This is a genomic window from Halomonas korlensis, assembly GCF_900116705.1.
GTDB classification, from domain to species: domain Bacteria; phylum Pseudomonadota; class Gammaproteobacteria; order Pseudomonadales; family Halomonadaceae; genus Halomonas; species Halomonas korlensis.
Genome location: NZ_FPBP01000001.1, coordinates 40054 through 65101, shown reverse-complemented (window position 1 = coordinate 65101; position 25048 = coordinate 40054). Strand labels below are relative to the sequence as shown.

The 25048-nt window shown below is 59.7% G+C and carries 29 protein-coding genes, 1 tRNA gene and 1 pseudogene; 18 read left to right on the top strand and 13 right to left on the bottom strand.

Annotated features, from left to right (window positions below; translation table 11 throughout):
* Positions 1-25 precede the first annotated feature (25 nt).
* The gene (smrA, locus tag BM341_RS00310) at positions 26-619 is read right to left on the bottom strand and encodes a DNA endonuclease SmrA (protein ID WP_089791771.1); all 594 of its coding nucleotides are present in this window, start codon (positions 617-619) and stop codon (positions 26-28) included.
* 136 nt (positions 620-755) lie between these two features.
* Here smrA and BM341_RS00305 point away from each other — a divergent pair, with 136 nt between their 5' ends.
* The 4 genes from BM341_RS00305 to pdxH are packed head-to-tail and all read left to right on the top strand — an operon-like array spanning position 756 to position 2932.
* On the top strand, positions 756-1199 hold the full coding sequence (locus tag BM341_RS00305) for a gamma-glutamylcyclotransferase family protein (protein ID WP_089791769.1): 444 nt from the start codon (positions 756-758) through the stop codon (positions 1197-1199).
* A 52-nt stretch (positions 1200-1251) separates the two neighbouring features.
* Positions 1252-1875 carry an NAD(P)H:quinone oxidoreductase gene (wrbA, locus tag BM341_RS00300; protein WP_089791767.1) on the top strand — a complete coding sequence of 208 codons (624 nt, stop codon included), beginning with the start codon at positions 1252-1254 and terminating at the stop codon, positions 1873-1875.
* A complete protein-coding gene (locus BM341_RS00295; protein ID WP_089791765.1) occupies positions 1872-2267 on the top strand; it encodes a DUF2069 domain-containing protein in 396 nt (131 codons plus the stop codon). The genes wrbA and BM341_RS00295 overlap by 4 nt, the downstream gene beginning before the upstream one ends.
* A 23-nt stretch (positions 2268-2290) precedes the next feature.
* On the top strand, positions 2291-2932 hold the full coding sequence (pdxH, locus tag BM341_RS00290) for a pyridoxamine 5'-phosphate oxidase (protein WP_089791763.1): 642 nt from the start codon (positions 2291-2293) through the stop codon (positions 2930-2932).
* A gap of 52 nt (positions 2933-2984) precedes the next feature.
* Here pdxH and BM341_RS00285 read toward each other — a convergent pair whose 3' ends face one another.
* Positions 2985-5732: a bifunctional acetate--CoA ligase family protein/GNAT family N-acetyltransferase gene (locus BM341_RS00285; RefSeq protein ID WP_089791761.1), complete on the bottom strand. Its 2748-nt coding sequence runs from the start codon at positions 5730-5732 to the stop codon at positions 2985-2987.
* A gap of 118 nt (positions 5733-5850) precedes the next feature.
* Between BM341_RS00285 and BM341_RS00280 the strand changes: the two genes are divergently transcribed.
* Together BM341_RS00280 and BM341_RS00275 are read left to right on the top strand one after the other, a co-directional pair.
* Positions 5851-6783 carry a histone deacetylase family protein gene (locus BM341_RS00280; protein WP_089791759.1) on the top strand — a complete coding sequence of 311 codons (933 nt, stop codon included), beginning with the start codon at positions 5851-5853 and terminating at the stop codon, positions 6781-6783.
* A gap of 175 nt (positions 6784-6958) precedes the next feature.
* Complete coding sequence (locus tag BM341_RS00275) at positions 6959-7594, top strand: helix-turn-helix domain-containing protein (RefSeq protein WP_089791757.1); 636 nt, start codon at positions 6959-6961, stop codon at positions 7592-7594.
* Between the two features lie 15 nt (positions 7595-7609).
* Here BM341_RS00275 and BM341_RS00270 read toward each other — a convergent pair whose 3' ends face one another.
* Positions 7610-8449 (bottom strand): formate dehydrogenase accessory sulfurtransferase FdhD, encoded by an 840-nt coding sequence (locus BM341_RS00270; RefSeq protein ID WP_089791755.1) that lies wholly within the window; start codon positions 8447-8449, stop codon positions 7610-7612.
* Positions 8450-8542: 93 nt separating this feature from the next.
* Here BM341_RS00270 and BM341_RS00265 point away from each other — a divergent pair, with 93 nt between their 5' ends.
* From BM341_RS00265 to BM341_RS00215, 11 genes are all read left to right on the top strand, one after another.
* Positions 8543-8974, top strand: a complete 432-nt coding sequence (locus tag BM341_RS00265) for a DUF3305 domain-containing protein (RefSeq protein WP_089791753.1) — start codon at positions 8543-8545, stop codon at positions 8972-8974.
* Complete coding sequence (locus BM341_RS19160; protein WP_089791750.1) at positions 8971-9687, top strand: DUF3306 domain-containing protein; 717 nt, start codon at positions 8971-8973, stop codon at positions 9685-9687. The genes BM341_RS00265 and BM341_RS19160 overlap by 4 nt, the downstream gene beginning before the upstream one ends.
* Positions 9688-9750: 63 nt before the next feature.
* Positions 9751-11475, top strand: a complete 1725-nt coding sequence (locus tag BM341_RS00255) for a 4Fe-4S binding protein (protein ID WP_089791748.1) — start codon at positions 9751-9753, stop codon at positions 11473-11475.
* Between the two features lie 5 nt (positions 11476-11480).
* The gene (locus BM341_RS00250; protein WP_089791745.1) at positions 11481-12113 is read left to right on the top strand and encodes a TorD/DmsD family molecular chaperone; all 633 of its coding nucleotides are present in this window, start codon (positions 11481-11483) and stop codon (positions 12111-12113) included.
* A 72-nt stretch (positions 12114-12185) separates the two neighbouring features.
* On the top strand, positions 12186-12389 hold the full coding sequence (locus BM341_RS00245) for a twin-arginine translocation signal domain-containing protein (protein ID WP_089791743.1): 204 nt from the start codon (positions 12186-12188) through the stop codon (positions 12387-12389).
* A 27-nt stretch (positions 12390-12416) separates the two neighbouring features.
* Positions 12417-15272, top strand: a complete 2856-nt coding sequence (locus tag BM341_RS00240) for a formate dehydrogenase subunit alpha (protein ID WP_089791740.1) — start codon at positions 12417-12419, stop codon at positions 15270-15272.
* 26 nt (positions 15273-15298) lie between these two features.
* Positions 15299-15913 (top strand): formate dehydrogenase FDH3 subunit beta, encoded by a 615-nt coding sequence (fdh3B, locus tag BM341_RS00235; RefSeq protein ID WP_089791737.1) that lies wholly within the window; start codon positions 15299-15301, stop codon positions 15911-15913.
* A gap of 12 nt (positions 15914-15925) precedes the next feature.
* Positions 15926-16987 (top strand): formate dehydrogenase subunit gamma, encoded by a 1062-nt coding sequence (locus BM341_RS00230; protein ID WP_089791735.1) that lies wholly within the window; start codon positions 15926-15928, stop codon positions 16985-16987.
* Positions 16988-17084: 97 nt separating this feature from the next.
* Entirely contained in the window at positions 17085-17414 is a 330-nt protein-coding gene (locus BM341_RS00225; protein WP_089791733.1) for a DUF1244 domain-containing protein, read from the top strand.
* Positions 17415-17936, top strand: coding sequence for a molybdenum cofactor biosynthesis protein B (gene moaB, locus BM341_RS00220; RefSeq protein ID WP_089791731.1), 522 nt, complete (start codon positions 17415-17417; stop codon positions 17934-17936). It begins immediately after the preceding gene.
* Positions 17929-19137, top strand: a complete 1209-nt coding sequence (locus tag BM341_RS00215) for a molybdopterin molybdotransferase MoeA (RefSeq protein ID WP_089791729.1) — start codon at positions 17929-17931, stop codon at positions 19135-19137. The genes moaB and BM341_RS00215 overlap by 8 nt, the downstream gene beginning before the upstream one ends.
* Here BM341_RS00215 and BM341_RS00210 read toward each other — a convergent pair.
* From BM341_RS00210 to BM341_RS00185, 6 genes are all read right to left on the bottom strand, one after another.
* Positions 19124-19714 carry an acyl carrier protein phosphodiesterase gene (locus tag BM341_RS00210; protein WP_089791727.1) on the bottom strand — a complete coding sequence of 197 codons (591 nt, stop codon included), beginning with the start codon at positions 19712-19714 and terminating at the stop codon, positions 19124-19126. The genes BM341_RS00215 and BM341_RS00210 overlap by 14 nt on opposite strands.
* 36 nt (positions 19715-19750) lie before the next feature.
* A complete protein-coding gene (locus BM341_RS00205) occupies positions 19751-20104 on the bottom strand; it encodes a TusE/DsrC/DsvC family sulfur relay protein (protein ID WP_089791725.1) in 354 nt (117 codons plus the stop codon).
* Positions 20104-20394, bottom strand: coding sequence for a sulfurtransferase complex subunit TusB (gene tusB / locus BM341_RS00200; RefSeq protein WP_089791723.1), 291 nt, complete (start codon positions 20392-20394; stop codon positions 20104-20106). Before tusB ends, BM341_RS00205 begins: the two co-directional genes overlap by 1 nt.
* A 45-nt stretch (positions 20395-20439) precedes the next feature.
* Positions 20440-20811, bottom strand: a complete 372-nt coding sequence (tusC, locus tag BM341_RS00195; RefSeq protein WP_089791721.1) for a sulfurtransferase complex subunit TusC — start codon at positions 20809-20811, stop codon at positions 20440-20442.
* Positions 20812-20826: 15 nt separating this feature from the next.
* Positions 20827-21219 carry a sulfurtransferase complex subunit TusD gene (gene tusD / locus BM341_RS00190; protein ID WP_089791719.1) on the bottom strand — a complete coding sequence of 131 codons (393 nt, stop codon included), beginning with the start codon at positions 21217-21219 and terminating at the stop codon, positions 20827-20829.
* A gap of 72 nt (positions 21220-21291) precedes the next feature.
* Complete coding sequence (locus BM341_RS00185) at positions 21292-21960, bottom strand: Bax inhibitor-1/YccA family protein (RefSeq protein WP_089791717.1); 669 nt, start codon at positions 21958-21960, stop codon at positions 21292-21294.
* A gap of 252 nt (positions 21961-22212) precedes the next feature.
* On the opposite strand from BM341_RS00185, the gene BM341_RS00180 reads away from it, so the two are divergent.
* Positions 22213-22303, top strand: a tRNA-Ser gene (locus BM341_RS00180).
* 97 nt (positions 22304-22400) lie between these two features.
* Here BM341_RS00180 and BM341_RS00175 read toward each other — a convergent pair.
* The 4 genes and pseudogenes from BM341_RS00175 to BM341_RS00165 form a co-directional block, all read right to left on the bottom strand.
* Positions 22401-22814 carry a hypothetical protein gene (locus BM341_RS00175; protein ID WP_089791715.1) on the bottom strand — a complete coding sequence of 138 codons (414 nt, stop codon included), beginning with the start codon at positions 22812-22814 and terminating at the stop codon, positions 22401-22403.
* A 546-nt stretch (positions 22815-23360) separates the two neighbouring features.
* A pseudogene (locus BM341_RS18860) lies at positions 23361-23498 on the bottom strand (IS5/IS1182 family transposase); the annotation flags it as partial.
* Between the two features lie 84 nt (positions 23499-23582).
* Positions 23583-23879 (bottom strand): hypothetical protein, encoded by a 297-nt coding sequence (locus BM341_RS00170; RefSeq protein ID WP_089791713.1) that lies wholly within the window; start codon positions 23877-23879, stop codon positions 23583-23585.
* Between the two features lie 69 nt (positions 23880-23948).
* Positions 23949-24950: a potassium channel family protein gene (locus BM341_RS00165; protein ID WP_089791711.1), complete on the bottom strand. Its 1002-nt coding sequence runs from the start codon at positions 24948-24950 to the stop codon at positions 23949-23951.
* Between the last annotated feature and the right edge of the window lie 98 nt (positions 24951-25048).

Sequence of the window (25048 nt, the reverse complement as noted above, 5' to 3'; positions counted from 1 at the left end):
ATTCTCCCTGGGATGGCAGCGCCGCTCAGCCCCGCCGCTTCTGCTGACGCTCCCGATTTGCCGCCTTGGCGCGTTCGCTCTTGCGCAGCATTACCCAGGTCGCGCCGAGGCCACCATCAGCCTGCTCGGCCGAGACATAGGCCTGTACTTCATCGAACTGAGCCAGCCATTTCGCCAGGTAAGAGCGCAGCACGTTGGGTGCACTGTCGATCTCGCGCCCACGGCCGTGCACGATCATTACCGAGCGCAGGTCATGAGCATAGGCTTCCAGTATGAAGGGTGCGAGCAGCCGACGACACTCCTCCAAGGGACGCCGCAGCAGGTGGAGACGGGATTGGACGCTGTAGCCGCCGTGACGCAGGCGATCCAGGACACCCTGCTGGATGCCGTCACGGCGAAACGCCAGCGGATCGAACGGCGGCACCAGGTCCACGAAGTCATCGGAAAGGAAGTCGTGCCCATCTGCCTGGGCCGCCGCACTCTCGCGCCGGGCCAGCTGCGACTCGCTGGGGGCAAGCCGAGGGCGGCCGGGGTCCGCGCGGTTGCGGACACTGTCGAGGGGGCGCACATCGTCCATCAGTGCCCGGAAATTCACATCGTCTCGATTCGGCTGATTCATGGGGCACCTCATGATCATCGGAGAGACCTTTCATCCTAACAAAGGTCACGGTAAGGCTTAAGCCATGGAGAAAGGATTAAGCCATACAGCGTGGCATGGCAGGATGATCTCCTGAATCATCACGACAAGGCTGCCGATGCGACTGATCAAATGGCTGAGTGGTCTGCTGCTCTCTACCAGTCTGGCCGTGGCAGGCTGGCTATGGCTGACCATGCTGAGCCCCTTCATGTATGACCCCCCGGCGCATCTCGAGCCCGTGGCAGAGGGGCCTCACCGTGTCTTCGTCTATGGTACCTTGCGCTATGCGATTGTGCGCTGGGTGGTCATGGGGCGTGCCGGTGAGTCCCACCCGGCGACGCTGGATGGCTTCCAACGCAATGCCCTCGATATCGTCGCGTCACCGCAGGCAAGCGTCGAGGGAGAGGTGATCAAGGTCAGCGCCGAGGAGCTTGCGCGTCTCGATCGGTACGAACGGCTGGGGTTGCGTTACGAGCGCGTCCGGCTCGACCTGTCTGATGGTCGCGAGGCATGGGTATATCGACGTCTCGAAGCCTCAGCCGCAGCGCCGTCGGCGTTGTGACCAGCCCTTTGATCCTTCTACAATACGTGCTTGTTTTCGCCAAGGATCTGCGATGAGCGATACCCTCCCCTACGTGCTGGTACTCTATTACTCTCGCCATGGTGCCGTGCGTGCCATGGCCGAGCAGTTCGCCGCCGGCATCGAGTCCTGCCGCGGCATCGAGGCGCGCTTGCGCACCGTGCCTTCGGTGTCTGCCACCTGCGAGGCGGTCGAGCCGGAGATACCTGCAACAGGTGCCGTTTACGCCGATCTCGATGACCTGCGTCATTGTGCTGGCCTGGCCATCGGCAGCCCGACGCGTTTCGGCAATATGGCAGCGCCTCTTAAATATTTTCTCGACACGACGAGTGAGCTATGGCTCGGAGGCGCCTTGATCGACAAGCCAGCCAGCGCCTTCACGTCTACTGCGAGCCTGCACGGCGGCCAGGAGACCACCCTGGTGTCCATGCTGTTGCCGCTTCTGCACCATGGCATGGTGTATGCCGGTCTACCCTATAGTGAAACCGAGCTCATGGAGACGGTCAGTGGCGGCACGCCCTATGGAGCCAGCCATCTTGCCGGCAAGCGCAGCGACCGTCCGCTGGACGAGCATGAACGCCACATGATCCACGCCCAGGGGCGTCGTCTTGCCAGGCTTTCCCTGGCACTGTCTGCCATGCGACGGGAGGCCTCATGAGGCAATGGCTTGAAAGGCTCGAGGCCCGCCAGGGACTTGATCACCTGACACGACGTTCGCGTCACCTGGTGGTGGGCAGCTTTACGCTATTACTGCTTTTGATGCTGTATCGGGGCTTGGTGGTTCAAAGTGATTCGGGCAGTCTCACCCCCATCATCGCTTTTGTGCTGCCGCTGGTCCTTTTTCTGCCCTCGATCATCGCACACCGCCCACGCGGCCATGCCTGGCTGGCATTTGTCAGCCTGCTCTATTTCACGCAGGGCGTCATGATCGCCACACTGCCTGGTAGCGGCCTGCGTGGGCTGCTTGAGGTCATCGCCTCATTGGCCCTGTTTGTCGGCTGCATGGGCTACGCCCGCTTTCGAAGCCGTCAGCTTCAGGCGATCGGTTAGAATCCCACTCCATGGAGATCACCATGACACGCAATATCGCCGATATTCGCCGCGACTACGAAGGGGGTCGGCTGGATGAAGACCAGGCCATCGACAGCCCCATGGCATTGTTCGACGAGTGGTTGACCCTTGCCTTGGACAGCGAGGGCCTCGATGCCAACGCCATGACCCTGGCGACCGTGGACAGCCAAGGGTTTCCTCACGCCCGAGTGGTGCTGCTCAAGGGCCTCGATGAGCGCGGGCTCGTCTTCTACACCAACTACCACAGCCACAAGGGCAGCGAGCTCACGAATGTGCCCCACGCCGCGCTGGTATTCTGGTGGCCTTCGGTGTCTCGCCAGGTCCGTATCGAGGGACGCGTCGAACAGATCAGCGAGAGTGAGTCCGATGCTTATTTCGCCAGTCGTCCACGTACCAGTCAGCTGGGCGCCTGGATTGCCACCCAGAGCGTGGTGATCCCCAATCGCACCTGGATCGAGGAGCGTGAGCGGCGGTTCGAGCGCGCCTACGAGGGCCAGGAGATTCCGCGCCCCATCCATTGGGGCGGCTATCGCGTCATCCCGCACATGATCGAGTTCTGGCAGGGCCAGCCCAGCCGCTTGCATGATCGCATCCGCTACGAGCAGCGTGACGGCACCTGGCACCATTTCCGCCTGGCGCCCTGACCTTCTTGCCGGGCTGCCTCTGCCCACAGAAGGAGGCAGCCTGGCCAACGGCTCAGTCGGGCAGACTTCCCAGGCGATGGCGTTGCCACTCGCTTGCTGGCTCGTTGAGTCGCAATACCGCGTCCACCACCTCCTCTTCCATGTTGTAGCGCATCCGGAACCCCAGATGCTTCATCAACGAGCGCATGGGGTGGTTATCGATCATGATCTTGCCGATCATTTCCAGGGTGCCAACACTCTTGCAATAGCAGATCATCTTCTTCATCAGCAGCGTCCCAATACCGAGCCCTTGCAGGTCATCGCGAATGATGACGGAGAACTCGGTACGGATGTTGTCGGGGTCATTCCAGACCCTCACCACGCCAAGCATCTCTTTCTCGCCAGTATCGGACAGACGCTCGGCGATAAAGGCCATCTGGCGGTCATAATTGATATGGGAAAGCGTCGACAGGTCACGCTGCGTCAGGTCAGCCTTGTTGTGGAAGTAGCGAAAACGGATGCTCTGCTCGGAAAGGTAGGTGTGAAAGCGGGTGATGAGCGGCGCATCCTCGGCCCGGATTGGGCGAATCTCCACCTCCCAACCGTTCTTGAGCGTGACCCATTCTCGAAGTTCTTCGGGGTAGGGCATGATCGCGAAGCGCGCCGGGGACCCAAGATCCATAGCAAAGTCCAGCGCCATCATGCCATCGCGATTGAGCAAGAGCGGGTTGAGCTCGAGGCCACGGAGTTCCAGAAGATCACTGGCCATCTGCGACAATTTGACCAGTAGCTGACAGATCCGCTCCATGTCGCGCTCGGGATCACTCGAATGCTCCTGAATCAAGCGTGCGGCATGGGTGCGCCCCGCCATGTCCCGGGCCAGGCGCATATTGAGTGGGGGTAGCGCCACCTGTCGATCGGCCAGGATATTGGCCTTGTAACCGCCGATGCCGAAGACCACCACCGGACCAAAGATGGGATCGCGTGTGATGCCGGCGCAAAGCTGCATGGAATGCATCCCGCGTTGCATGGGCTGCAGGCAATACTCGCGGATCTCGAACGAGGGATACTTTTCGCTCACTTTTTCCGCCAGGCGTGACACGCCCTCGGCGACCTCCTCGGGCGTCGTCAGGTCCTGAAGCAGGCCAGCGGAAATCTTGTGAGGGTGGTTACGATAGCGGAAGGGACGGGAATTACCCTCATGCACCACCTTGAGCGCCATGGCCCCATCGAACGCCAGCGCGGCGTGTCTGCCCTCCTGAGCATTGGTTACATAACGACTAGGCGCCACGGGGATGCCATAGGCTTCCATCACCTGGGCCGTTTCGCGATGCCACAGATACTCCCGCCCTGCCGCCTTGGCCTCTTCGATCAGCGTGCGGCAGCGGGCACGAATATCAGGGGTGGTGGTAAATGGAAGACTCGGCGGCGTTTCCTGCAGCAGTGCCTGAACACGCTGATAGACGACCATGTGCATGAAGGCCTTCACCGCCTGCTCCGGTGAAATATAAGTAGGAATGCCGGCCAGGTTGCATTCGTGGCGAGCCGAGATGGCTTCCTCGAGCCCCATCCAACTGGTCAGCAGATTGCGCCTGAAACGCTTGCGGTTGGCAACGACTGCCTGGGCCGTGGTTTTTGATGGTGCCATGCGGGTCGGGGCATGCACGACCAACACGGCATCCACGCCAGGATCAGCGGCGACGATTTCCACAGCGTCCACCAAGGTCTCCGGCGTCGCGTTACCTCCGAGATCCACCGGGTTTTCGCCCGGACGACTCATGTCGACATTGCCGTCAAGCAAGGCGCGGCAGGTCTGCTCATTGAAGGCCGCGAGGCGACCGCCGGTACTGATCAACTTGTCGATGGCAAGCAGCGCCGGCCCCAGGCCATTGGACACGATCGCCAGGCGATCACCGCGTAACGGCTTCATGCGGGACAGGGTCTCGAGTGCATCGAACAACTCATCGGAGTCGTTGACCCGAACCACCCCGGCCCTGGCAAAGGCGGCATTGAAGAGCTGGTCTCGGTTGGCGATACCCGGGGTCGGTGGCAAACCGGTCAGATCGGATTCCACGGAGCGCCCGCTCTTGATGGCCAGCACCAGACGATTGCGCGAAGCGTCGCGCAACGCCGTCATGAAATGCTGGGCGTCGAGTATGCGCTCCAGGTGCAGCAGCAACGCCTGGGTAGGAGAAAACTGGCTAATGTAATCGATCAGATCTGGCAGCATGACATCGACACTGTCGCCCACCGTGATCAGATGGGAGAATCCGATGCCCCGGCCTGCCGCCCAATCCAGCATCGCGGTACCCAACATTCCCGACTGCCCGAGATAGGCCACACGCCCCACCTTGACGGAACGGTTGGCATAAGAGGCATTAAGCTTGTTGCCCGGCACGATCAGGCCCATGCACTCGGGGCCTAGCACCCGGATACCGGACATGCGGGCGGCACCAAGCATTCGGCTGCGTATCGATCCCTTGCCGTCCAGCTCATCATCCAGGTGCGGCCCACCGGAGAGCACCAGGGCCGCCTTGACACCGAAACGCCCCAGGCGCGCAATGCTTCCCGGCACCGTCGAGACCGGTGAGCAGATCACTGCCAGATCAGGCGGCGATGGTAGGCGCGACACCCGCTTGACGCATGGCACATCAAACACGCTTTCATAGCCCTTGGGGTTGACGGCCCATAGGGTCCCGGGAAAGCCCCCTTCCTGCAGATTGCGAATCACCAGCCCGCCCAGTGAGTGAGGCTTTTCGGAGGCGCCGATCACTGCAATAGAGCGGGGCTCAAAGAAATGGTCAAGGAAACGTGTACTCAAGGCGTTCTCCACGTTGGGTAGATGACATGAGAGGCTATGCTCTATGTACGACCTATTGTCAGTGTCGTGCAAGGGTCGGCGACGACTATGGTGGTGTCATTCACCTTGGAGCACATGCATGATCACCGGTTACATTACCCATCCCGATTACTACCTTCATCACATGGGACCGGATCATCCCGAAAGCCCCTTGAGGCTGGAAGCCATCAGTCGACGCTTGGCGCTGACCGGCGTGCTTCAACAGACCATGCAATCCGAGGCCCGCGAGGCCAGCGAAGAAGAACTCGGCCGTGTCCACCCGCTGCGACACCTGCGCGCCCTCGAGAAATGCGTTCCCGATGAGGGGGTCGTGATACTCGACAGCGACACGATAATGAACCCTCACAGCCTTCAGGTTGCACGCATGGCCGCGGGGGCCATGATTCGGGGCGTTGATCAGGTATTCCGCCACCAGGCTGACAATGTGTTCTGTGCGGTACGTCCGCCCGGCCACCATGCCGAGGCGACCGATGCCATGGGGTTTTGCTTCCTCAACAACATAGCAGTAGGAGCGGCTCATGCCCGCGCCAAGTACGGCGCGCGGCGTATCGCCATCCTTGATTTCGATGTCCATCAGTGCAACGGCACCATCGATATCTTCAAGGACGACCCCGAGGTGCTGGTCTGCACCAGCTTCCAATTCCCCTTCTACCCTTGGCGCTACCTGCGCAGCGAATGGCATAACGTGGTCAATACCCCCCTCCCCGCCGGCACCGACAGCACGGCCTTCCGACGCGCCATCGAAGACGACTGGTTGCCGGCCCTGCATGCCTTCAAGCCGGATATTGTGCTGGTGTCGGCAGGCTTTGATGCCCATCGAGAAGACGTGATGGCTGATCTGTGCCTGGAATGTGAAGACTTCTATTGGATCACCCACCTCGCCATGGAAATCGCGACGCTGTATGCCGATAACCGCCTGGTGTCGGTTCTCGAGGGTGGCTATCACCTGGAATCACTGGGTCGCTGTACCGAGGCCCACCTGAAAGCCCTGTTGGGTTTGCCTTACGAATGAGGCCAGAAAACAGCGGCGGTCGTGTTACGTTTTCATACGAGCAGGAAAAAACCTTGCCAAGCCCGGCGCCCTGAAAAGGGCGTAGTAGCGTCGCTGCTAACGTGTTTTTACAGCGATATCCCGCGCGTTCGGTGGTAGGCTAAGAGAAACTCTGTTTCCGATAGTGAACCATCACATGACCGCTATGACCGACCAGGATGCGGCCCTGCGCATTGCCTCGGGGCGCAAGCCATTTGTCGAGCCGCTTCGTCTGGGCGAACGGCTCAAGGAAATTCGCCTGTCCCATCAATGGACACTTGAGGATGTCAGCCAGCGGACCGGCCTGGCGCGTTCTACCTTGTCCAAGATTGAAAACCATCAGATATCGCCGACGTTCACTGCCGTGCAGAAACTGATCGGTGGCTTGAACATTGACCTGCCGCAATTGCTCTCGCCCCCGCGTGCGCAGACACGCACCATGGGGCGCCGCGACCTGACCCGCCGTGGCCATGGGCAACAGCATCCCACCCCGACCTACGAGCATGAACTGCTGAGTTGCGAGCTGGCACAGAAACGCATGATCCCCTTCAAGACCATCGTGCGAGCACGTCGCTTCGACGAGTTCAGCGAATGGGTCCGCCATGACGGCGAGGAGTTTCTGATGGTGCTCGAGGGCGACATCCTGCTTTACACCGAATTCTACGAGCCCCTCCACCTGGCCACTGGCGACAGCATCTACTTCGACAGCGACATGGGGCACGCCCTTGTCTCGGCCAGCGAAGCCGATGCCGTCGTGCTGTCGGTATGCACGCGAGGCGACAGCGCCGCCTGAGGCGGGGTTACTCACTTAACGACGGTCACCCGGCCGCCGAGCGGGCATGGCATCCAGGTCAAGGCGCCCTTCGGCGTGAATCGCCTGGAAATGCCGCCCCTTGGCGCGGGCGATCAGCAATACCCCAAAACGCTGGGCGAGTTCGACCCCCTTCTGCGTCACCCCGGAACGCGACACCAACACGGCGATGCCCATTTGAGCCACCTTGAGCACCATCTCCGAGGTCAGGCGACCGGTGGTATAAAAGACATCGGCCGTGTCGGAGTCACTCTGTGCCAGCCACTGGCGGCCCGCCAGGGTGTCGACTGCATTATGGCGGCCCACGTCCTCGACGAAATCCAGTACCGTGTCCTGACGACACAGGGCGCAACCATGCACCGCGCCGGCGCTACGATAGGTCTCGTTGTAGGCGCCGAGATTGTCGAGCATCCGATAGAGCACAGACTGACGCAATTGGGTTCTGGGGAGCGCCGTCAGTGAGGTCACCTCGAGCAAGCGACCGAAGACGGTTCCCTGGCCGCAGCCGGTGGTCACGGTCCGTTGGCTCAGGCGGGCTTCGAGGTCCTCGGGCAAGCGGCGAGTCACCACCGCCGCCGCCTCCACCTCCCAGTCGACATGTACCGCCTGAAGGTCGCCGCGCTCGCCGAGCAACCCTTGGTTGCGCAAATAGCCTACCACCAGGGCTTCGGGATCGGCCCCCAGGGTCATCAGGGTAACGATCTCGCGCTTGTTGAGGTAAAGCGTCAGCGCCCTCTCCGCAGCAATGGCTTGCCGTCGCAATTGCCCGTACTCGTCGGTCACGTCGATCTCGAGAGTGGCAGGCAGGCGTGCCTGGCTCAGGCTGATAGCATGCATCCAAGGCTCCTGGTAAAGCGTTGATTGACGATGATGGCATTCCCTCGGCCGAGTGTCTTTAATGAATAAGCAAAGAAGAGAGAGCAGTGAACCATGGCATCCTTCGACAGTCGCCGAACCCTCAGCTTCGACCTGACAAGCGAGACCCTGCAAATCAAGGAGTTCCGCACGACCCGCTGGCGTATTGCCGACCTCTCGCCGGGTGACGCGGGTCCCTGGGTACTCGATCTCCAGTTGTTTCTCACCGAACGGGCCGCTTATCGCTTCAATCTGACTGGCGGTGTGCCACGCCTGTTCGTGCGTTGCGGACAGTCCGGCGACACCCCCAAGCCCTCGGCGATCACCGCCAGTCAGGACGTGGCTGCCGCTTGGCTCGATGGTGAGCATCAGGTGCTTGAGGTCGATATGCCCCTGGCGCTCCAGGTTTGGCTCGAGAGCTATCTGGTTCGCCATGGCGAAGCACCAGAGGAAGGGCGCAAGAAAAAGCGCAAGGGTGCTGGACGTGCCCGGGAGCAGAGCCTATGAGTCGCCTGGAGCGCTGGTCGCGCCGCAAGCGCGGAGACGACGACACCGAGGAGGTGGCTGAGGCGTCGAATGTAGACACCGTCACCGACGATACCCGCGCCGCTGAGGCAGGCGACAAACTCGAGTCCGTTCATCAAGGCGGCGAAGCCGATAACGTGGTGGAGGGGGCTGGCGAGTCGCCGGCGCCGGGCAGTCTCGACGCCACCCTGCCCGACCCGGAGAGCCTTGCGCCCGGCAGTGACATCAAGGCCTTTCTCGAGCCCGGTGTCAGCAGTGGCCTGCGCCGTCGCGCACTGCGGCGTCTTTTTGCCGGTGACAAATATGGCATCAGGGACGGTCTGGACGACTACGATCACGACTATCGCGAAATCCTTAAGCCACTGGCCAGCGAGCTTGCACAGCGAATGCGCAAATGGACAGCTCCCGTCGACCCCCCCCCCGAGGAACTTGAAAGAGAGGGGCTTGAAAGAGAGGAGCTTGAAGGAAAGCTGCGTGCCGACGAGGACAGCAAAGACGAGGCCCTATCGCCCCCGGCTCAGCCCGAGCGACCCGCAGACCAAGATGAAGATCAGGGTGAAAAGCAAGGTGAAGAGCAAGACGGGACGCCACCGGGAGATGAATCGATGGTTCACGTCGAGAACCGTCAACTCGATGACGATTCGATATTAGACCAAGGAAGGGGTGGCAACCGCCATCAATCCGGCCAAGACTGATATATATAAAATACTAAAAAAAATCGACTTACACTCTGATTTACTCTCCGACCGTGAGTTTGCATGAATCAACGAATAGAGATGCTGCCCGTGGATGAGCAGCGCAACCGACATGCCAGGGAGGCTGCAAGAAATGGTATTTCATGGCCCGTCAACCTGACACCGGCCAGTGTCAGCTATGTCAGCGATGGCCATGTTCTGCTTGTCGGCAACGAGCGCGACACACGCCTCGCCGCTCGTGAACTCTCGGACAAGGCGCTCGCGTCATTCACCTTGCTCATCACCGACCCTCTCAGCGATATACCAAGCTCGGAAGAGCAAACGCTCGACGACGAACGTCTGCTCGCTGATACCCGCGATTGCCGGCAGCATGCCCTCACACGTGAGCAGGCTCGCCAACTGCGCATCGAGGGCCACCTGGGCCACTTCTCGGTTTCCCTGTTGAAGAATGGCGAGACGCTGGACCTCGCCAAGGCGTTGGCGGATCGACCGCATTTCGACTCGATCCTGGATCTTGGCGAGACACCTCTTCTCTCGCTCGAACTTCCGCCGCCCGGGTACGTCATGCTGCGGTGGAACGCCGCCGATCGTGCCGAGCAGCTGGAAGCGTTCGCCGGGCTGGTCGGTGAATTCGACAAGCCTCGCTATTTTCAGATCAACAGCGACCTGTGTGCCCATGCCTCCAGCGGCAACATTGGTTGTACGCGGTGTCTCGAGGTATGTCCTGCCGATGCGATTGCCAGTCATCAAGGTCGTATCGAGGCCTGGATCGAGATCGATCCCTTTCGCTGTCATGGGGTTGGCAGCTGCAGCAGCGCATGCCCGACGGGTGCTATCCAGTTCCGCATGCCGGAAACCCATCGTCAGCAGGAGACGGTGCTCTCCTGGCTGCAGTCCTACCGCAAGGCCGGTGGCACCGTCCCGGTAGTGCGCTTCGCCGAGGCCGAGGATCTCGCCGGCGAAGGCGAATCAGCGGGTCATGTGCTCGACGTGCCATTGGAAGAGCTCGGCGCTGCCGGACACGACCAGTGGCTGACGGCCATTGCGGGCGGCGCCGCGGAAGTCCGCGTGCAATGCCATGAGCGTATGCCCGAGCGCCTGAAACGCTTCATCGACGACCAGCTTACCCAGGCGCACGTGCTGCTCGAGGCACTTGGCCATTCATCGACTCGGATAAAGCGTGTCGATGCCGGAGACTGCGCTGCCCGCGATGCTCTGCCAGGCGAGATGCCATTGATCAACGAGACATTGAGTTTCCCCACCAGCGACAAGCGTGAGCGACTCAACGCGGTACTCGACCGGCTCGCGGGGCTCGGCTCGCCAGATGGCGAATGTCATCGCGTCACCCCCGGGGCCGCCTACGGCAGTATCAACGTCGACCGGGACGCGTGCACCCTATGTCTGGCATGTGTGGCCAATTGCCCGACCCCGGCGCTCGCCGCGGGCGATGAATCTCCCTTGCTCAGCTTCCGCGAGGCGGACTGCGTCCAGTGTGGCCACTGCGTTCAAGCCTGTCCCGAAGATGCCATCACCCTGGCGCCAGGTTTCCTGGCCAGTGAGGCGCGTAACGAGCGGCGCGTCTGTCATGAGGAGCCGGCCTTCGACTGCATTCGTTGTGGCAAACCATTCGCCACTACCAGCACCGTCGAGACAATCAAGGCCAAGCTTGCGGATCATCCCTATTTCGCCGGTGACGCCATGGCGAGGCTCGAGATGTGCGAGGACTGTCGGGTTAAGGATGTCTGGCACGAAATGGCCCGCAACCCTGACGCGCAATTGAAGGTATGAGCCCCATGACGCAAGCCTCCTTGGATCAACCAGCCTCACACGAACTCAACGACACCAATGCGCTGCGTGTTGAGGTTTATGGCCTGCTGGCGGGGTTGCTGCGGCAAGCGCCGGATCAAGCCTTGCTGGATTGGCTCGCCTCACTCGAGATAGAGCAGGATGGGGGCGTGCTTGCCGAGCGTTGGGCGCAGCTGGTCGCCGCCGCCGCCAAGGTCTCCCCCGACAAGTTGTCCCGAGCGCATTTTCGGCACCTGATCGGTGTGGTCGAAGGCGACGTGATTCCCTACGCATCCTGGTATCGCAATGGCGAGTTGATGGACGAGGCACTGGTGGCGCTGCGTCGCGACCTCAAGCTGTTGGGATTCGAGCGCGCCGGACACACCCATGATCCGGAAGATCACCTCGCGGCGTTATGCGAGGTAATGGCCATGCTCATCGAGAGCCGCTCCTTCAATGAGCCGCGTTTCTTCATGACGCATATTGCCCCCTGGGCGGCCAACTGCCTGGCCGACCTGGGACGAGTGGAAACCGAGTTCTATGCATGCTTCGGCCGACTTGGCCAGGCTTTCATCGAAAGCGAGCAATCCCGCCTCGAAAGCGAGGCGGGTCGTGACCCGGTAAGAATCGTCGAACCCTGACGCTAACCCGACCGTGATGACACAACCACAACAAGGCCCATCGACGGCCACGGCATGACCGAGGAGAACCCCATGCAAAAGACTCGCAACCCAGAGCGCCGCCGCTTTCTCAAGACCCTGGGGGTCGGCACGGCCGCCGCCGGGGCGGCAGCGGCCGTCGGTCACGTCACCCTGGCTCAGGCGGAAACCAAGGCGACCGCCCCTGCCCCGGATGCCTCGAGCAACTACCGTGAAACCGACCATATTCGTGCCTTCTACGCCACGCTGCGTGACTGACGGCCCCAGAGCCAGGAGATCGAAACCATGCGTTTGACTCGCAAATCCGATACCCCGAGGGCCTCAGGGCTGGGAATTTCCCGCCGTCAGTTCCTCCAGCGCAGCGGCGCGACCACCGGCGGCCTGGCCGCTGCCGGCTTCATAGGGGCGCCGATGATGCAGCGCGCCGAGGCCGACGAGAAGACCCCGGTGCTCGATGCACCGGTCGAGACGAAGCGCACCGTCTGCTCCCACTGCTCCGTGGGCTGCGGTGTCTATGCCGAGGTTCAGGAAGGCATCTGGACCAAGCAGGAGCCCGCCTTCGACCACCCCTTCAACCGTGGCGCTCACTGTGCCAAGGGGGCCTCGCTACGCCAGCACGGCCACTCCACCAAGCGTCTCAAGTACCCGATGAAGCTGGTCGGTGGCGAATGGCAGCGGTTGAGCTGGGATGACGCCATCGAGGAGATCGGCGGCAAGGTCATGGAACTGTCCGAGCAGCATGGGCCCGACAGCATCTACTGGCTGGGCTCGGCCAAGTTCAGCAACGAAGGCTCGTACTTGATGCGCAAGTTCGCTGCCTTGGCCGGTACCAACAACACCGACCACCAGGCGCGTATCTGCCACTCCACCACTGTCGCCGGGGTCGCCAATACCTGGGGCTACGGGGCGATGACCAACTCGCTCAATGACCTGCAGAACAGCAAGTCGATCATGTTCATCGGCTCGAACCCCGCGGAAGCGCACCCGGTGGCCATGCAGCATATCCTGCTGGCCAAGGAGCGCAGCCACGCACAGATCATCGTCGTCGACCCGCGTTTCACCCGCACTGCCGCCAAGGCAGACAGCTACGTCCGCATTCGTCCGGGCTCCGATGTGGCCTTCATCTGGGGACTCTTGTGGCATATCTTCGAGAATGGCTGGGAAGATCGGGAATACATCGACCAGCGTGTCTATGCCATGGACGAGGTACGTGCCGAAGTTGCTGACTTCACGCCGAACGTCGTCGAGAACATTACCGGCGTTCCGGAAGACCAGATGCGCGACACGGCTCGTCGTATTTCCGAGAATCGTCCGGGCTGTATCGTGTGGTGCATGGGCGGGACTCAGCACACCACGGGCAATAACAATACGCGTGCCTACTGCATCCTCGAGCTGGCGCTAGGCAATATCGGCAAGTCGGGCGGTGGCGCTAATATCTTCCGTGGCCATGACAATGTGCAGGGGGCGACAGACCTCGGCCTGATGTCCCACTCGCTGCCAGGGTATTACGGCCTGGCCGAGGGTGCCTGGCGGCACTGGGCCAGGGTTTGGGATCTCGATTACGAATGGCTGGAAAGCCGCTTCGACCAGACCGAATACGCCGACGGCAAACCGATGTTCAGTAGCGGTATCACCGTCTCGCGCTGGATCGATGGCGTACTCGAGGAAGAAGAGGCCATTTCTCAACGCACCCAGCTGAAGGCGATGTTCTATTGGGGTCATGCGGTCAACTCACAGACCCGCGGTCCCGAGATGCAAAAGGCCATGCAGCAGCTCGAGATGATGGTCATCGTCGACCCTTATCCCACTGTTGCCGGGGTCATGCATGGCCGTACCGATGGTGTGTATCTGCTGCCGGCATGCTCGCAGTTCGAGACCTCAGGCAGTGTTACGGCCACCAACCGTTCGCTTCAGTGGCGTGACAAGGTCATTGACCCGCTCTTTGAGTCCAAGCCCGACCACGAGATCATGTACCTGCTGGCGCGCAAGATGGGATTCGCCGATGAGCTCTGCAAGAACATCCAGGTCAACGGCACCGAGCCGCTGGTCGAGGATATCACGCGTGAGTTCAACGCCGGGATGTGGACGGTAGGCTATACCGGACAGAGCCCGGAGCGGCTCAAGCTTCATCAGCAGAACTGGCACACCTTCGACTTCCATACCACGCAAGCGCAAGGCGGGCCGGCGGATGGCGACTACTACGGCATGCCCTGGCCCTGTTGGGGAACCGCCGAGATGGGCCACCCCGGCACACCATTACTCTACGACACCAGCAAGCGGGTTTCTGAAGGCGGCCTGACCTTCAGGGCACGTTTCGGGATCGAACGCGACGGCGAGAACATTCTGGCCGATGGTTCCTACAGCCTCGACTCCGAGATCGAGGATGGTTATCCCGAGTTCACTGCCGACATGCTCAAGGATCTCGGCTGGTGGGATGACCTCACCGACAAGGAAAAGACCGAGGCCGACGGCAAGAACTGGAAGACCGACCTCTCCGGTGGCATCCAGCGCGTCGCCATCGCCCACGAGTGCTCGCCCTTCGGCAACGCCAAGGCCCGCTGTAACGTCTGGACCTTCCCCGACCCCATCCCGAAGCATCGCGAGCCGCTCTACACCAGCCGTCGCGACTTGGTGGACGATTACCCTACCTGGGACGACGTCACCTCTCACTACCGCCTGCCGACGCTTTACAAGTCGATTCAGGAGAACGATGTCACCGATAAATACCCGACGATCCTGACCTCCGGCCGCATGGTCGAGTATGAAGGCGGTGGCGAAGAGACCCGCTCGATGTCTTGGCTTGCCGAGCTTCAGCAAGAAATGTTCGTCGAGATCAATCCCGCCCTGGCCAATGATCTGGGCATCGCGGAGGGCGACGATGTCTGGGTCGAAGGGGCAGAAGGCGGGCGTGTTCGCGTCAAGGCGATGGTCACCAACCGGGTGGCGCGTGAAGTGGTTTTCATGCCCTTCCACTTCGGTGGCATGTTCCAGGGAGAAAGTCTGCATGACCGCTATCCCGAAGGGTCGGCGCCCTATGTGCTTGGTGAAGCCGCCAATACTGCTACCACCTACGGTTATGACAGCGTGACGCAGATGCAGGAAACCAAGTGCACCCTGTGTCGAATCGAGAAGGCCAGCTGATTGCGCCCGTGTCCAAGGAGATTCCCATGGCTCAAATGAAATTCATGTGTGACGCGGAACGCTGCATCGAGTGCAACGGCTGTGTCACCGCCTGCAAGAACGCCAACGAGGTCGAATGGGGCGTACAGCGTCGCCGCGTGGTTACCCTCGACGATGGTGAGCCGACCGAAGTGTCGATTTCCGTGGCCTGCATGCACTGCGACGATGCGCCCTGCATGGCCGTCTGCCCCACTGACTGCTTCTACAAGACCGACGATGGCATCGTGCTCCACGATAAGGACCTATGTATCGGCTGCGGTTATTGCCTGTATGCCTGCCCGTTCGGTGCGCCACAGTTCCCCAAACAGAACGCCTTTGGCGAACGCGGCAAGATGGACAAGTGCACCTTCTGCGCCGGCGGACCGGCTGAGACGAAAGAAGAGGAATATCAGAAATACGGTGCCAACCGTATTGCCGAGGGCAAGCTGCCGCTTTGTGCCGAGATGTGTTCGACCAAGGCCCTGCTGGCCGGCGATGCCCAGGAAGTGGCCGATATCTTCCGTCAGCGCGTGGTCCAGCGTGGCCACAAGGACGGCGGATGGTCGGGTAACCCCCAGGCCGAAGCAGACTCGCTGGCCTATGACGCTACCCAGCAGGGGTAAGGAGGCCAGGCGATGAACATTTCCCATGCTTGGACATCGGTGTGGCGGATGGCACTGATGGCGTTGGTACTGATTCTCGGGCTTGGCCTCGGCCAGCAGGCGCTGGCTCAGGCTGATCCTGATCGTGAGATAGCCACGGCTGTGCCTTCGGTGGATGCCGATGCCTGGCGTCAGATACGCAGCGGCGAGACCGGACCCAACTTTCGCTCATCGCGATTCGACAGCAACTACAATCTGATCAACGCCAGTGGCGAGAACTGGCGGCAGCTGCGTAATCGTTGGGTATCCCCCTTCGGACTGATCGCCATCGGCGGCATGTTGGCAATGATCGTCATCTTCTATCTTATCTTCGGCCGCAAGCGCCTGGATGAGCCGAAGACGGGTCGCAAGCTACCTCGCTGGCCGTTGATGATGCGGTCGCTACACTGGACAGTGGCAACGCTGTTCATTCTGTTGGCCCTTTCAGGACTCAACCTGTTCTACGGCAAGCTGGTCTTCAAGCCCTTGTTCGGTGACAGCGCATGGTCGGGAATGATCTCGGCCTCCAAGCTGGTTCATAACTATCTGGGACCGTTGTTTGGCATCCTGCTGGTGTTCCTGCTGCTGCGCCTGTTCAAGGAGAATCTGCCGAAGAAGCACGATCTGGTGTGGTTCAAGAAAGGTGGGGGCATGATTGGCAAGGGCCATGTCGATGCAGGCTTTGCCAATGGCGGTGAAAAGGTCTGGTACTGGCTGCTGGCGACTGTCGGCATCGCGGTGATCGCCAGCGGTCTGGTACTGGACTTCCCCAACTTCGGCCAGAGTCGCGACACCATGCAGTGGGCCAATATCATCCACGCGCTTGGGGCGCTTGGTCTTACCGCCGTGGCGCTGGGTCACATTTATATCGGCACCATAGGCACCGAAGGCTCGCTGGAAGGCATGACCACCGGTTATGTCGATGAAACCTGGGCCAAGGAGCATCACAATCTCTGGTACGAGAAGGTCAAGGACCAGACGGTGACGAAAGAACAACTCGCCGCCGACCATGGAAACACACGGGGTGGTGATCAAGCAGCGCCACGCACGAGTTGATAGGGTCGGATCTTCACTCTTTGACACCGCCTTCGGGCGGTGTCTTTTGTTATGCTGGCCCTATCGGCCATTTTCCTTCATGTAAGGACATTACTCTATGCAACACCTTGATGATGCGACTCGTACCGAACTCGAGGCGGCGGCATTTCGACGCCTTCTCGAGCATCTCGACAACCATAAGGACGTCCAGAACATCGATTTGATGATCCTGGCGGACTTCTGCCGCAATTGCCTCTCCAAGTGGCTGGTGGGGGCTGCAGAAGAGCGTGGTGCCGAGCTCGACTATGAGGCAGCGCGTGACTACGTCTACGGAATGCCTTACAGCGAATGGAAAGCCCACTATCAGAAGGAGGCCTCCCCTGAACAACAGGCTGCCTTCGAGGCGTTGCAGGCTCGCAAGAAGGCCGCTAAGGAGGAGCAAGCATAAATGAGCGAACCGATGATTCCGCTGACCATTGCCGTGCTTACCATTTCCGACACCCGCACCGACGAGACCGACCGCAGTGGCCAGGCGCTGGTAGAGCGACTCAGCGCTGCCGGACACCAGTTGCACGAAAAGCGCATCGTCATCGATGACGTCTATCGGATTCGTGCAGTGGTCGCCGATTGGATCGCCGACCCTGCCGTCCAGGTCATCGTGACGACCGGTGGAACAGGCTTCACCGGACGTGACTCAACACCCGAGGCGGTCTCGGTGCTGCTCGACAAGGAAATCGAAGGGTTTGGCGAGCTGTTCCGGCAGCTGTCCTGGCAGGAAATCGGCAGTTCCACGATACAGAGCCGTTGCCTCGGTGGCCTTGCCAATGCCACGGTCATCTTCTGCCTGCCAGGCTCCACCGGTGCCTGCTTGACGGGCTGGGATGGCATCCTTGCCGAACAGCTCGACAGCCGTCACATGCCCTGCAACTTCGCCAATCTGGTCATACCCGAGCGTGGCCAACATGGCTGACCTTCAGTCTGTCGAGGCGGCATTGGCCGCCCTGGTCGAGGGCGTGGAACCTCTCGGTAACGAATGTATTTCCATTGCCGAGGCAGGTGGGCGCGTGCTGTCCAAAGACGTCACCGCCAGCCTGGACGTGCCTCCCTTTGATAACAGTGGCATGGATGGCTATGCCTTGTATCACGGTGACGCCGGAGGCTGGCTGAGCGTCAGCCAGCGCATTACTGCCGGCTCTGCGGCAACGCCCTTGGCGCCGCACACTTGTGCACGGATCTTTACCGGCGGTGAGATACCCCCAGGCGCCGACTGCGTCGTGATGCAGGAAAAGGTTGAGCAACGTGGCGAAAGGGTATGGATCCCTAACGATATACCCGCCGGCGACAATATCCGCCGCCGCGGGCGCGACGTGGCGGCCGGCGACGCACTATTGGGCGCCGGTGAACGATTGGAGGCGGCTGCTCTGGGCCATCTGGCGGGACAGGGCATCACCGAGCTGACGGTACGCCGCCGCCCCCGCGTCGCCCTGCTTTCCACCGGCGATGAGATCATTGACCCCGGCCAGCCACTGGCACCAGGACAGCTCTACAATTCCAACCGACCAATGCTTACCCGCCTGCTCGAACGCTTCGGTGCCGAGATCATCCAGGCCGTGAGGGTGCCCGACGATCCTCGGGAGACGCTGAGAATACTCGCCGAGGCCGCCGAGGTCGCTGATCTCGTGGTGACGACAGGCGGTGTAAGCGTTGGCGAGGAGGACCATGTCAAGACCGCAGTCGAAGTGCTGGGCCGGCTCGATATGTGGCGCCTGGCCATTCGCCCCGGCAAGCCGTTGGCACTGGGACGGTTGATACGACATGACCTCAGCGAGGCCCGCTTTGTTGGCTTGCCAGGCAATCCGGTGTCCGGTTTTGTCGGCGCATGGCTGTTCCTGCGCCCGCTGGTAGGCGCCCTACTGGCCTGCCCCACGCTAAAGACCTTGCCCCGACTCTCCGCTCGCGCTGCGTTTACCACCACTACCGGTCCACGCCGCCATTATATGCGTGTCGCTCTTGCGTTTACCGACCAGGGCATTACCGCACATGCCTTTCGCGATCAGAATCCGAGTGTCCTGTCCTCGTGTATTCACGCGGATGCCCTGGCGGTCATTCCTGCCGAGACACAGGTAACACCGGATGATCGCATCGATTGCCTGTGGCTCAGGGTGGACTGAAGAAAGATGCGTCGAGGGGTACGCAGAGCGCCCTGTCGACAGAGGGCCACAGCCGGCTGAAATCATCAGCCAGTCGGTCATAGTCCGTCTCGAGCCAAGGCACCAGTTGCTCGAGGCGATTGGGGCCGGAAAGGCGCCGGCCGATGCCTGCCACTGCGTTGCAGGTGAAGCGGAAATCCGCATAGCGATGCAACCAGTCCTGATGGACCAGCAGCGGCATCATCGTGGCCAGCCTCGCCGGGGCGGGCTGAGTCTCCAGCACTCGGTAACAACGCGCTACCAGCAGTGACCGTTCGGTTTCGAGGCCCAATCTCCTCGCCAGAAAGTGGTCCCAGACCATATCGAGGGCAATGCCCGCTACACGGCGCTGGCCCCGCGGGACGCGGGCCAAGGCTTCCGCCACGACCGGATGCGCATCGACAAAGGCGTCGACACGGCGATGGTGACGGATGCCGCTCGCAACGTCGGCTGGCCAAGAGGACAAGTTGGGCCCCTTGACGCCATCGGCGATCAGGTTACCGAACAGGAAGTCATCGCTGCCGCCGCGAGCCAACCAGGCATGGGCAAGAAAGTTCACGGCAGTCCAATCATGTGGCAATTCATAAACAGCGTTTCATAGACAGTTAGCAGGCTTGGGCAGGCCCGCCAGGCGAGCGGCGACCTTGGCCGGGCTGCCAGGAAAGAGGCGCATCAGATGAATCGAACGCCCCTTTTCATCGCCCAGCGACTGGCCTACCGCCTTGACTAATGGCCGCATGGGAGGTGCCATGGCGAAGCGCGCATAGAAGTCTCGTAGCACCTTGATCACCTCCCAATGCTCGTCTGTCAGCTCGATTCCGTCTTCTTCGGCCAGCGCATGAGCCACTGCTGGCGACCAGATATCAAGATCGACCAGGTAACCCTCGGGATCGAGACCGATAGGTTGCCCTTCCACGTCGAGGTAGCGTGCAAGAGTAGTAGATGCCATCAGTACCAACTCACCGTGCGCTCAGCCTGCTCGGTCAAGTGAACAAAGCCGTCGACATCGACCACCTGAACCGAGGCATCACATCGACCCAGCAGACCACGCGATGCTAGATCCTCTCTGAGAGCAAATAGCCGTCCATGCACCTCACTGAAATGGCGGACCATCTGCGGCAATGCGCCCTGCACACCGTCTTCGACAAGCAGCAATCGATCCTCCTCGCCCATCATGGCCAATGCCTGCTGGTAGACCCGGCTGGTCGTGGGGGCGCGGTTGAGCACATGCAACAGCATAGAAATCCTCGGGACGAGCAAGCCAGGTCATTAAGTAATAATGGGTCAGAATGTCAGCACCAGGCGGTGTGAGGCCGGCAGGGCCGACAATGCTTTGCCGGACATTAGACACACTGGCAGCATCAGATCGGACGGAGCAAGCCCGATATGCTCGAGAGCCGCTTCTTCCACCAGTATCGTCTCGATATCATACATCGTGAGCATAGTAAGCGTCGCTGCTGTGCCCTTCGGACCCAGCGGGTCGGTCTGCTGATCATCCACTAGGGCCATGACGCCTTCCCCCATGAACAAGAGAGACACCCGCTGGCCAAAGGCTGCCGCGACCAGTGCCGCATCCAGCCCATCACGAAGCAGGCTGCTGCCGTGGGGACCATGACGCAATATCACCAGAAGGTCAGAGGAAGCGTGTGCTGTCATGGAGTGTCCTTCCCTTCATGGAGCAAAGGTGATTAGCCGATCGCATCGCTGCCCGAGGTCGATTAGCTGCCCTAATCCGGTCAGCTCGAAGGGGGCTTCCAGGCTATGCCCCGACTTGCCATGGCGTACGGCCTCACGCTCATCGACAAGACCCCGGCGCAATGCCGCGGCGATGCATACCTCCAGCGAGGTGCCATGTTCGGCATGCAGGGCAATCCATTCATCTGTCAAATGTCGTTCATCCTGTGGCGGGGCTGCAAGACGCGCCGCATTATGCACACCATCATGGTAGAAAAATACCGCCTGGAGCGCATGCCCACGCGCGATAAGGGCGTGGGCGAAGCGCAGAGCGGAATGCGACGCCTGGTGACTATAAGGGGCGCCGAGCAGCAGAATGGCATAACGCATTACAGAAAAAAGCCTCCTGAACGGACTGGCCCCGCCAATAGGCGGGGCCAGTGACATCGTGGCGCTAAACGGTCAGTCGTTGCTCATGATACCGAGAATCGAGAGCAGGCTGATGAAGAGATTGTAGATCGAGACATAGAGCGTGATAGTGGCAAGAATGTAGTTGGTCTCGCCGGCGCGATGCACGATCTCGCTGGTCTGATAGAGAATGGCGGCAGAAGAGAAGAGCACAAAGCCTGCCGAAACCATCAAGGACAGCGCAGGGATCTGGAAGATCAGTCCCGCCACCATGGCTAGAATCAGCACGATGGCACCCGCCATCAGGAAATTACCCAGGAAGCTGAAATCCTTGCGGGTCACCAAGGCTACCGCGGAAAGCCCCAGGAAAGTGGCGCCAGTCATGCCCAATGCCGTCATAATCAATTGAGCGCCGTTGGGTAGTGTCAAGTAGGCACTGAGGATCGGCCCTAGGGTAAAGCCCATAAACCCAGTAAAAGCAAAGGTAGACAGCAGCCCCATCGCGGAATTGGCTGTCTTGTGCACCAGGAACATCAAGCCATAGGCGCCAATGAAAAACACAAAGATATTCATCCGCTCGATGCCCATGGCCATGGCACCACCGGCAGTCACAGCAGAGAACAGCAGCGTCATGGCGAGCAGGCCATAGGTGTTACGAAGCACCTTATTGGTGCTAACCGCCTGAGACTGCGGACGCGTCAGATGCGTATCTTGGTAAGCCATTATTTCAGAGCTCCCTGTTATGATGATTCGAATGATAGACCTAGAATGCCCACTCATAGTTCCCGGCGCAAGTCATTGTCTCACCGTCACTCAACGGTATTTACGCTATGGCGTAATCTCCCTCGCACGTCGCGCTAAGCTCATAGCTGGCTTGCATATCGCCTCGAAGCGTGCCCTGAAGCTCGCTAAGATATTGATCCGCTAGGTGCTTGACCAACGAACGAAAACTGGTACTATGCTGCACCGTAAGCCGGAGGGATGGCAGAGCGGTTGAATGCACCGGTCTTGAAAACCGGCAAGGGTTAATAGCCCTTCCAGGGTTCGAATCCCTGTCCCTCCGCCAATTTTCTTGATAAGCCGCTGATTGCAGCGGCTTTTTTTATTTTTGGATTACGTTAACCCATACTTAGACCCACACCTCTCTTCTGGCTCCTAGCGGATCAAGCTAGATAGTGCCGGACGTTCTTACGGTATTCTCTATTTAGCTTCTCGTAGGTCTCCTGGTCCGGATGATAATAGATCGCGCGATCATGATACTTGTCACCTGACCTCAGCTCGCCCAGCAGCTGACGCAGCCTCCGGTCCAGTTCGGTGAGCACCTCCCAAAACCAGTGTCCTGCCTCAGTACGCGCCGCCAGACGTCGCACCATCCTCTCGCTCGTCTTATCCTGATGCTCGCGCAACGCAGTCGCCGTGACAATGGCGTGCTCATGGCGCACCGAAGCCAAGCTTTGGTGCTTATCCGTACCGCTGATTAGATATGCGAATTGGCCGAAATGCTGGGCGCCAGCGAAGCAGGTCGGATTCGCATTCGAAGTTGCTGGGATGGGATGCTTCTCGCTGGGCGGCAGCATCCCCTTCCCTTGCTGGCAGGTAGGTAACTCTGGCGGACGGTAGGATCCGCCGGCGTGATCACGGTTGTCAGGCTGAACTGGACAAAGAGGCCCCTTACGAGGGTGCAGTTTTTTTTCGACCTGAAAGATAACGGTATATTTAAGTAATTCAAAAGTTATCTTTTTAACCGTCTGGCGAAGCTCTCTTGGCCGCTCTCGTCGAGTTCCATTCTAGCTATTTCTTACCGTCAAGGCAGTGCTGTACGGCAAGCCGGTCACCGGGATCCCGACTCTACCATGTCTTCCGCGCTTGCAATGCTGAACTCCGCCCCACAGAAGCCGAAGGAGGCGCCGATGCTTGACTTGCCGATATTGGAATTGTGCCCCCGGGGCTACCTCAATGTATTTGCAGAAAAGGAGTGACATGCCAACTCGCCTTCCTGGTTCGTCCATGCAGCTTAACGAAAAATAGATGCTAGATCGGAGCTAGCTAGCCATATTCCGCTGAGGAATTCTGCACTGGCCACCATTGCATGAGTCCATCTTGATGGGTTATACAGCCAAACGGACCAGGGCGCCGGCCATGGTGACATCGACGATACTGTGCGTCAGTCCGGTGACCGCATCGACGCCGATATGGGCCTTCAGGCCGAAATACCATTGGTTGCCCTTCTTGGTCTGCTTCATCTCCAGATCACGCTGGCGGTGCCGCTGTACTGGCGCTTTGCGCCTGTCGAGCGCTGGCCTTTCTTCAGGACCCCCGTCTCATCGGCAACCAGCACTCCTTCCTCATCGTGGTAGACCCGCTGACGCACGACGTCGCGTACACCGTCCTTCGTCCCAGCGGGCACGATGGATCAGGTGTTGAGAGCCCCAGGAATGAGCGTCGCCCTGATGTTCGGCCAGTTGCCAACTGTTGCGTCGCCCAATGTCACCCAGCAAGCCGCGTAGATAGGCCCCCAGGCGATCACGGGCCTCGGCACGCTTGACGTAACGTCCCAGTTCCGCCACCCACAAAGAGAACTCCGCTTCCCACTCCCGGGCCTGTTCACGCAAACGATCAAGGGAAAGAAAGTCGTTTGGCATCGCACACTTCATCCACAGGCAGATAGCCCACGAAGTAGAGCCATTATTTACAACTGCAGTAGTTGAAAACTACCATATTTCCTGCCACTCCCAGCCATCTTTATTAACATATGCGAGAAGTAGCTTTTGCTTCTCTAAAGATTTTAGGTGACTTTGAAGTTCGCTAGCGGGACGATTAAAGCCCGGTAGGCCGGCTACAGATGCTAGGTCAGGAATGTCCGGTGATTCGGCTTTTGGTTTGATAAATGCGCTGCCTAGTGTGTCAAGAAACTGCTCAACCACGTTCTTAGCCGAGACGAGTTGGGAACGTGTCGTGGGCGAAAGACAGTTGTTTCCATAGCACACCAGCGCTAAAGTCTGGTACAACCGAGTCAGAGCAAGAGGAAGTGACTTATCGCTGTGTTCAGCATGATAATAATGAAGGATGGGAAATGCTAAGTGTTGTTGCCCCACTGTGTTGATGCTTTGCTGAAGCTGCTGAACTTGAATGCTCAAGCTAACGAAGCTCCCTTCATCTGCAGAGGATTGAAGAATTTGTGCTGGCGTTTTCCCTAATGCGCTGATATTGAGGGCCAGCTGGCGTTTCTGAGTGATAGACGAAACAACATTGAGCATAAATGTCACAGCTAGAGTGAAAAGAAAAAAACCGTTGGCCGCCGCCACGGTTGCCGGCATTTTCCAGTCGTTATCATCAGGCACGAAATCACCATACCCTAGCGTCGTAATGGTATAGCCGGTAAAATAAGCTCTCTCGATCAGGGAGGCTGGGGCCGATGTTGTAGCATTTACAACAGCGTCGTGAGAACTACAAAAAAGCAAGAACCAGCCCGCCCAAGTTATAATCAGCCAGAATATAATTAACCCCAAGGAAAACCATGGGCCTGTCGCAGACAAGACTGCATGTCTTCTACGCTTATTAGGGATTCGGACCAACACAGCCCATAGCATGGAAAGAATTTTGTTTGTTAAAGGTCCTGAGTCTGTTGCTGATAATGTGGTGCGTATGGCATCGTAACTCACCAATAAGACAAGTAGCGCACCGACCAGGCCAACCCAGTTGCTACCAATCATCTAATGCCCCCCCCTCCGCTTAACATATTACCCATGTTTTAAGACGTAGTCTGTTTCAGATCACACCGGTTGCTAGTACCACTGTGTCACAAACCAGC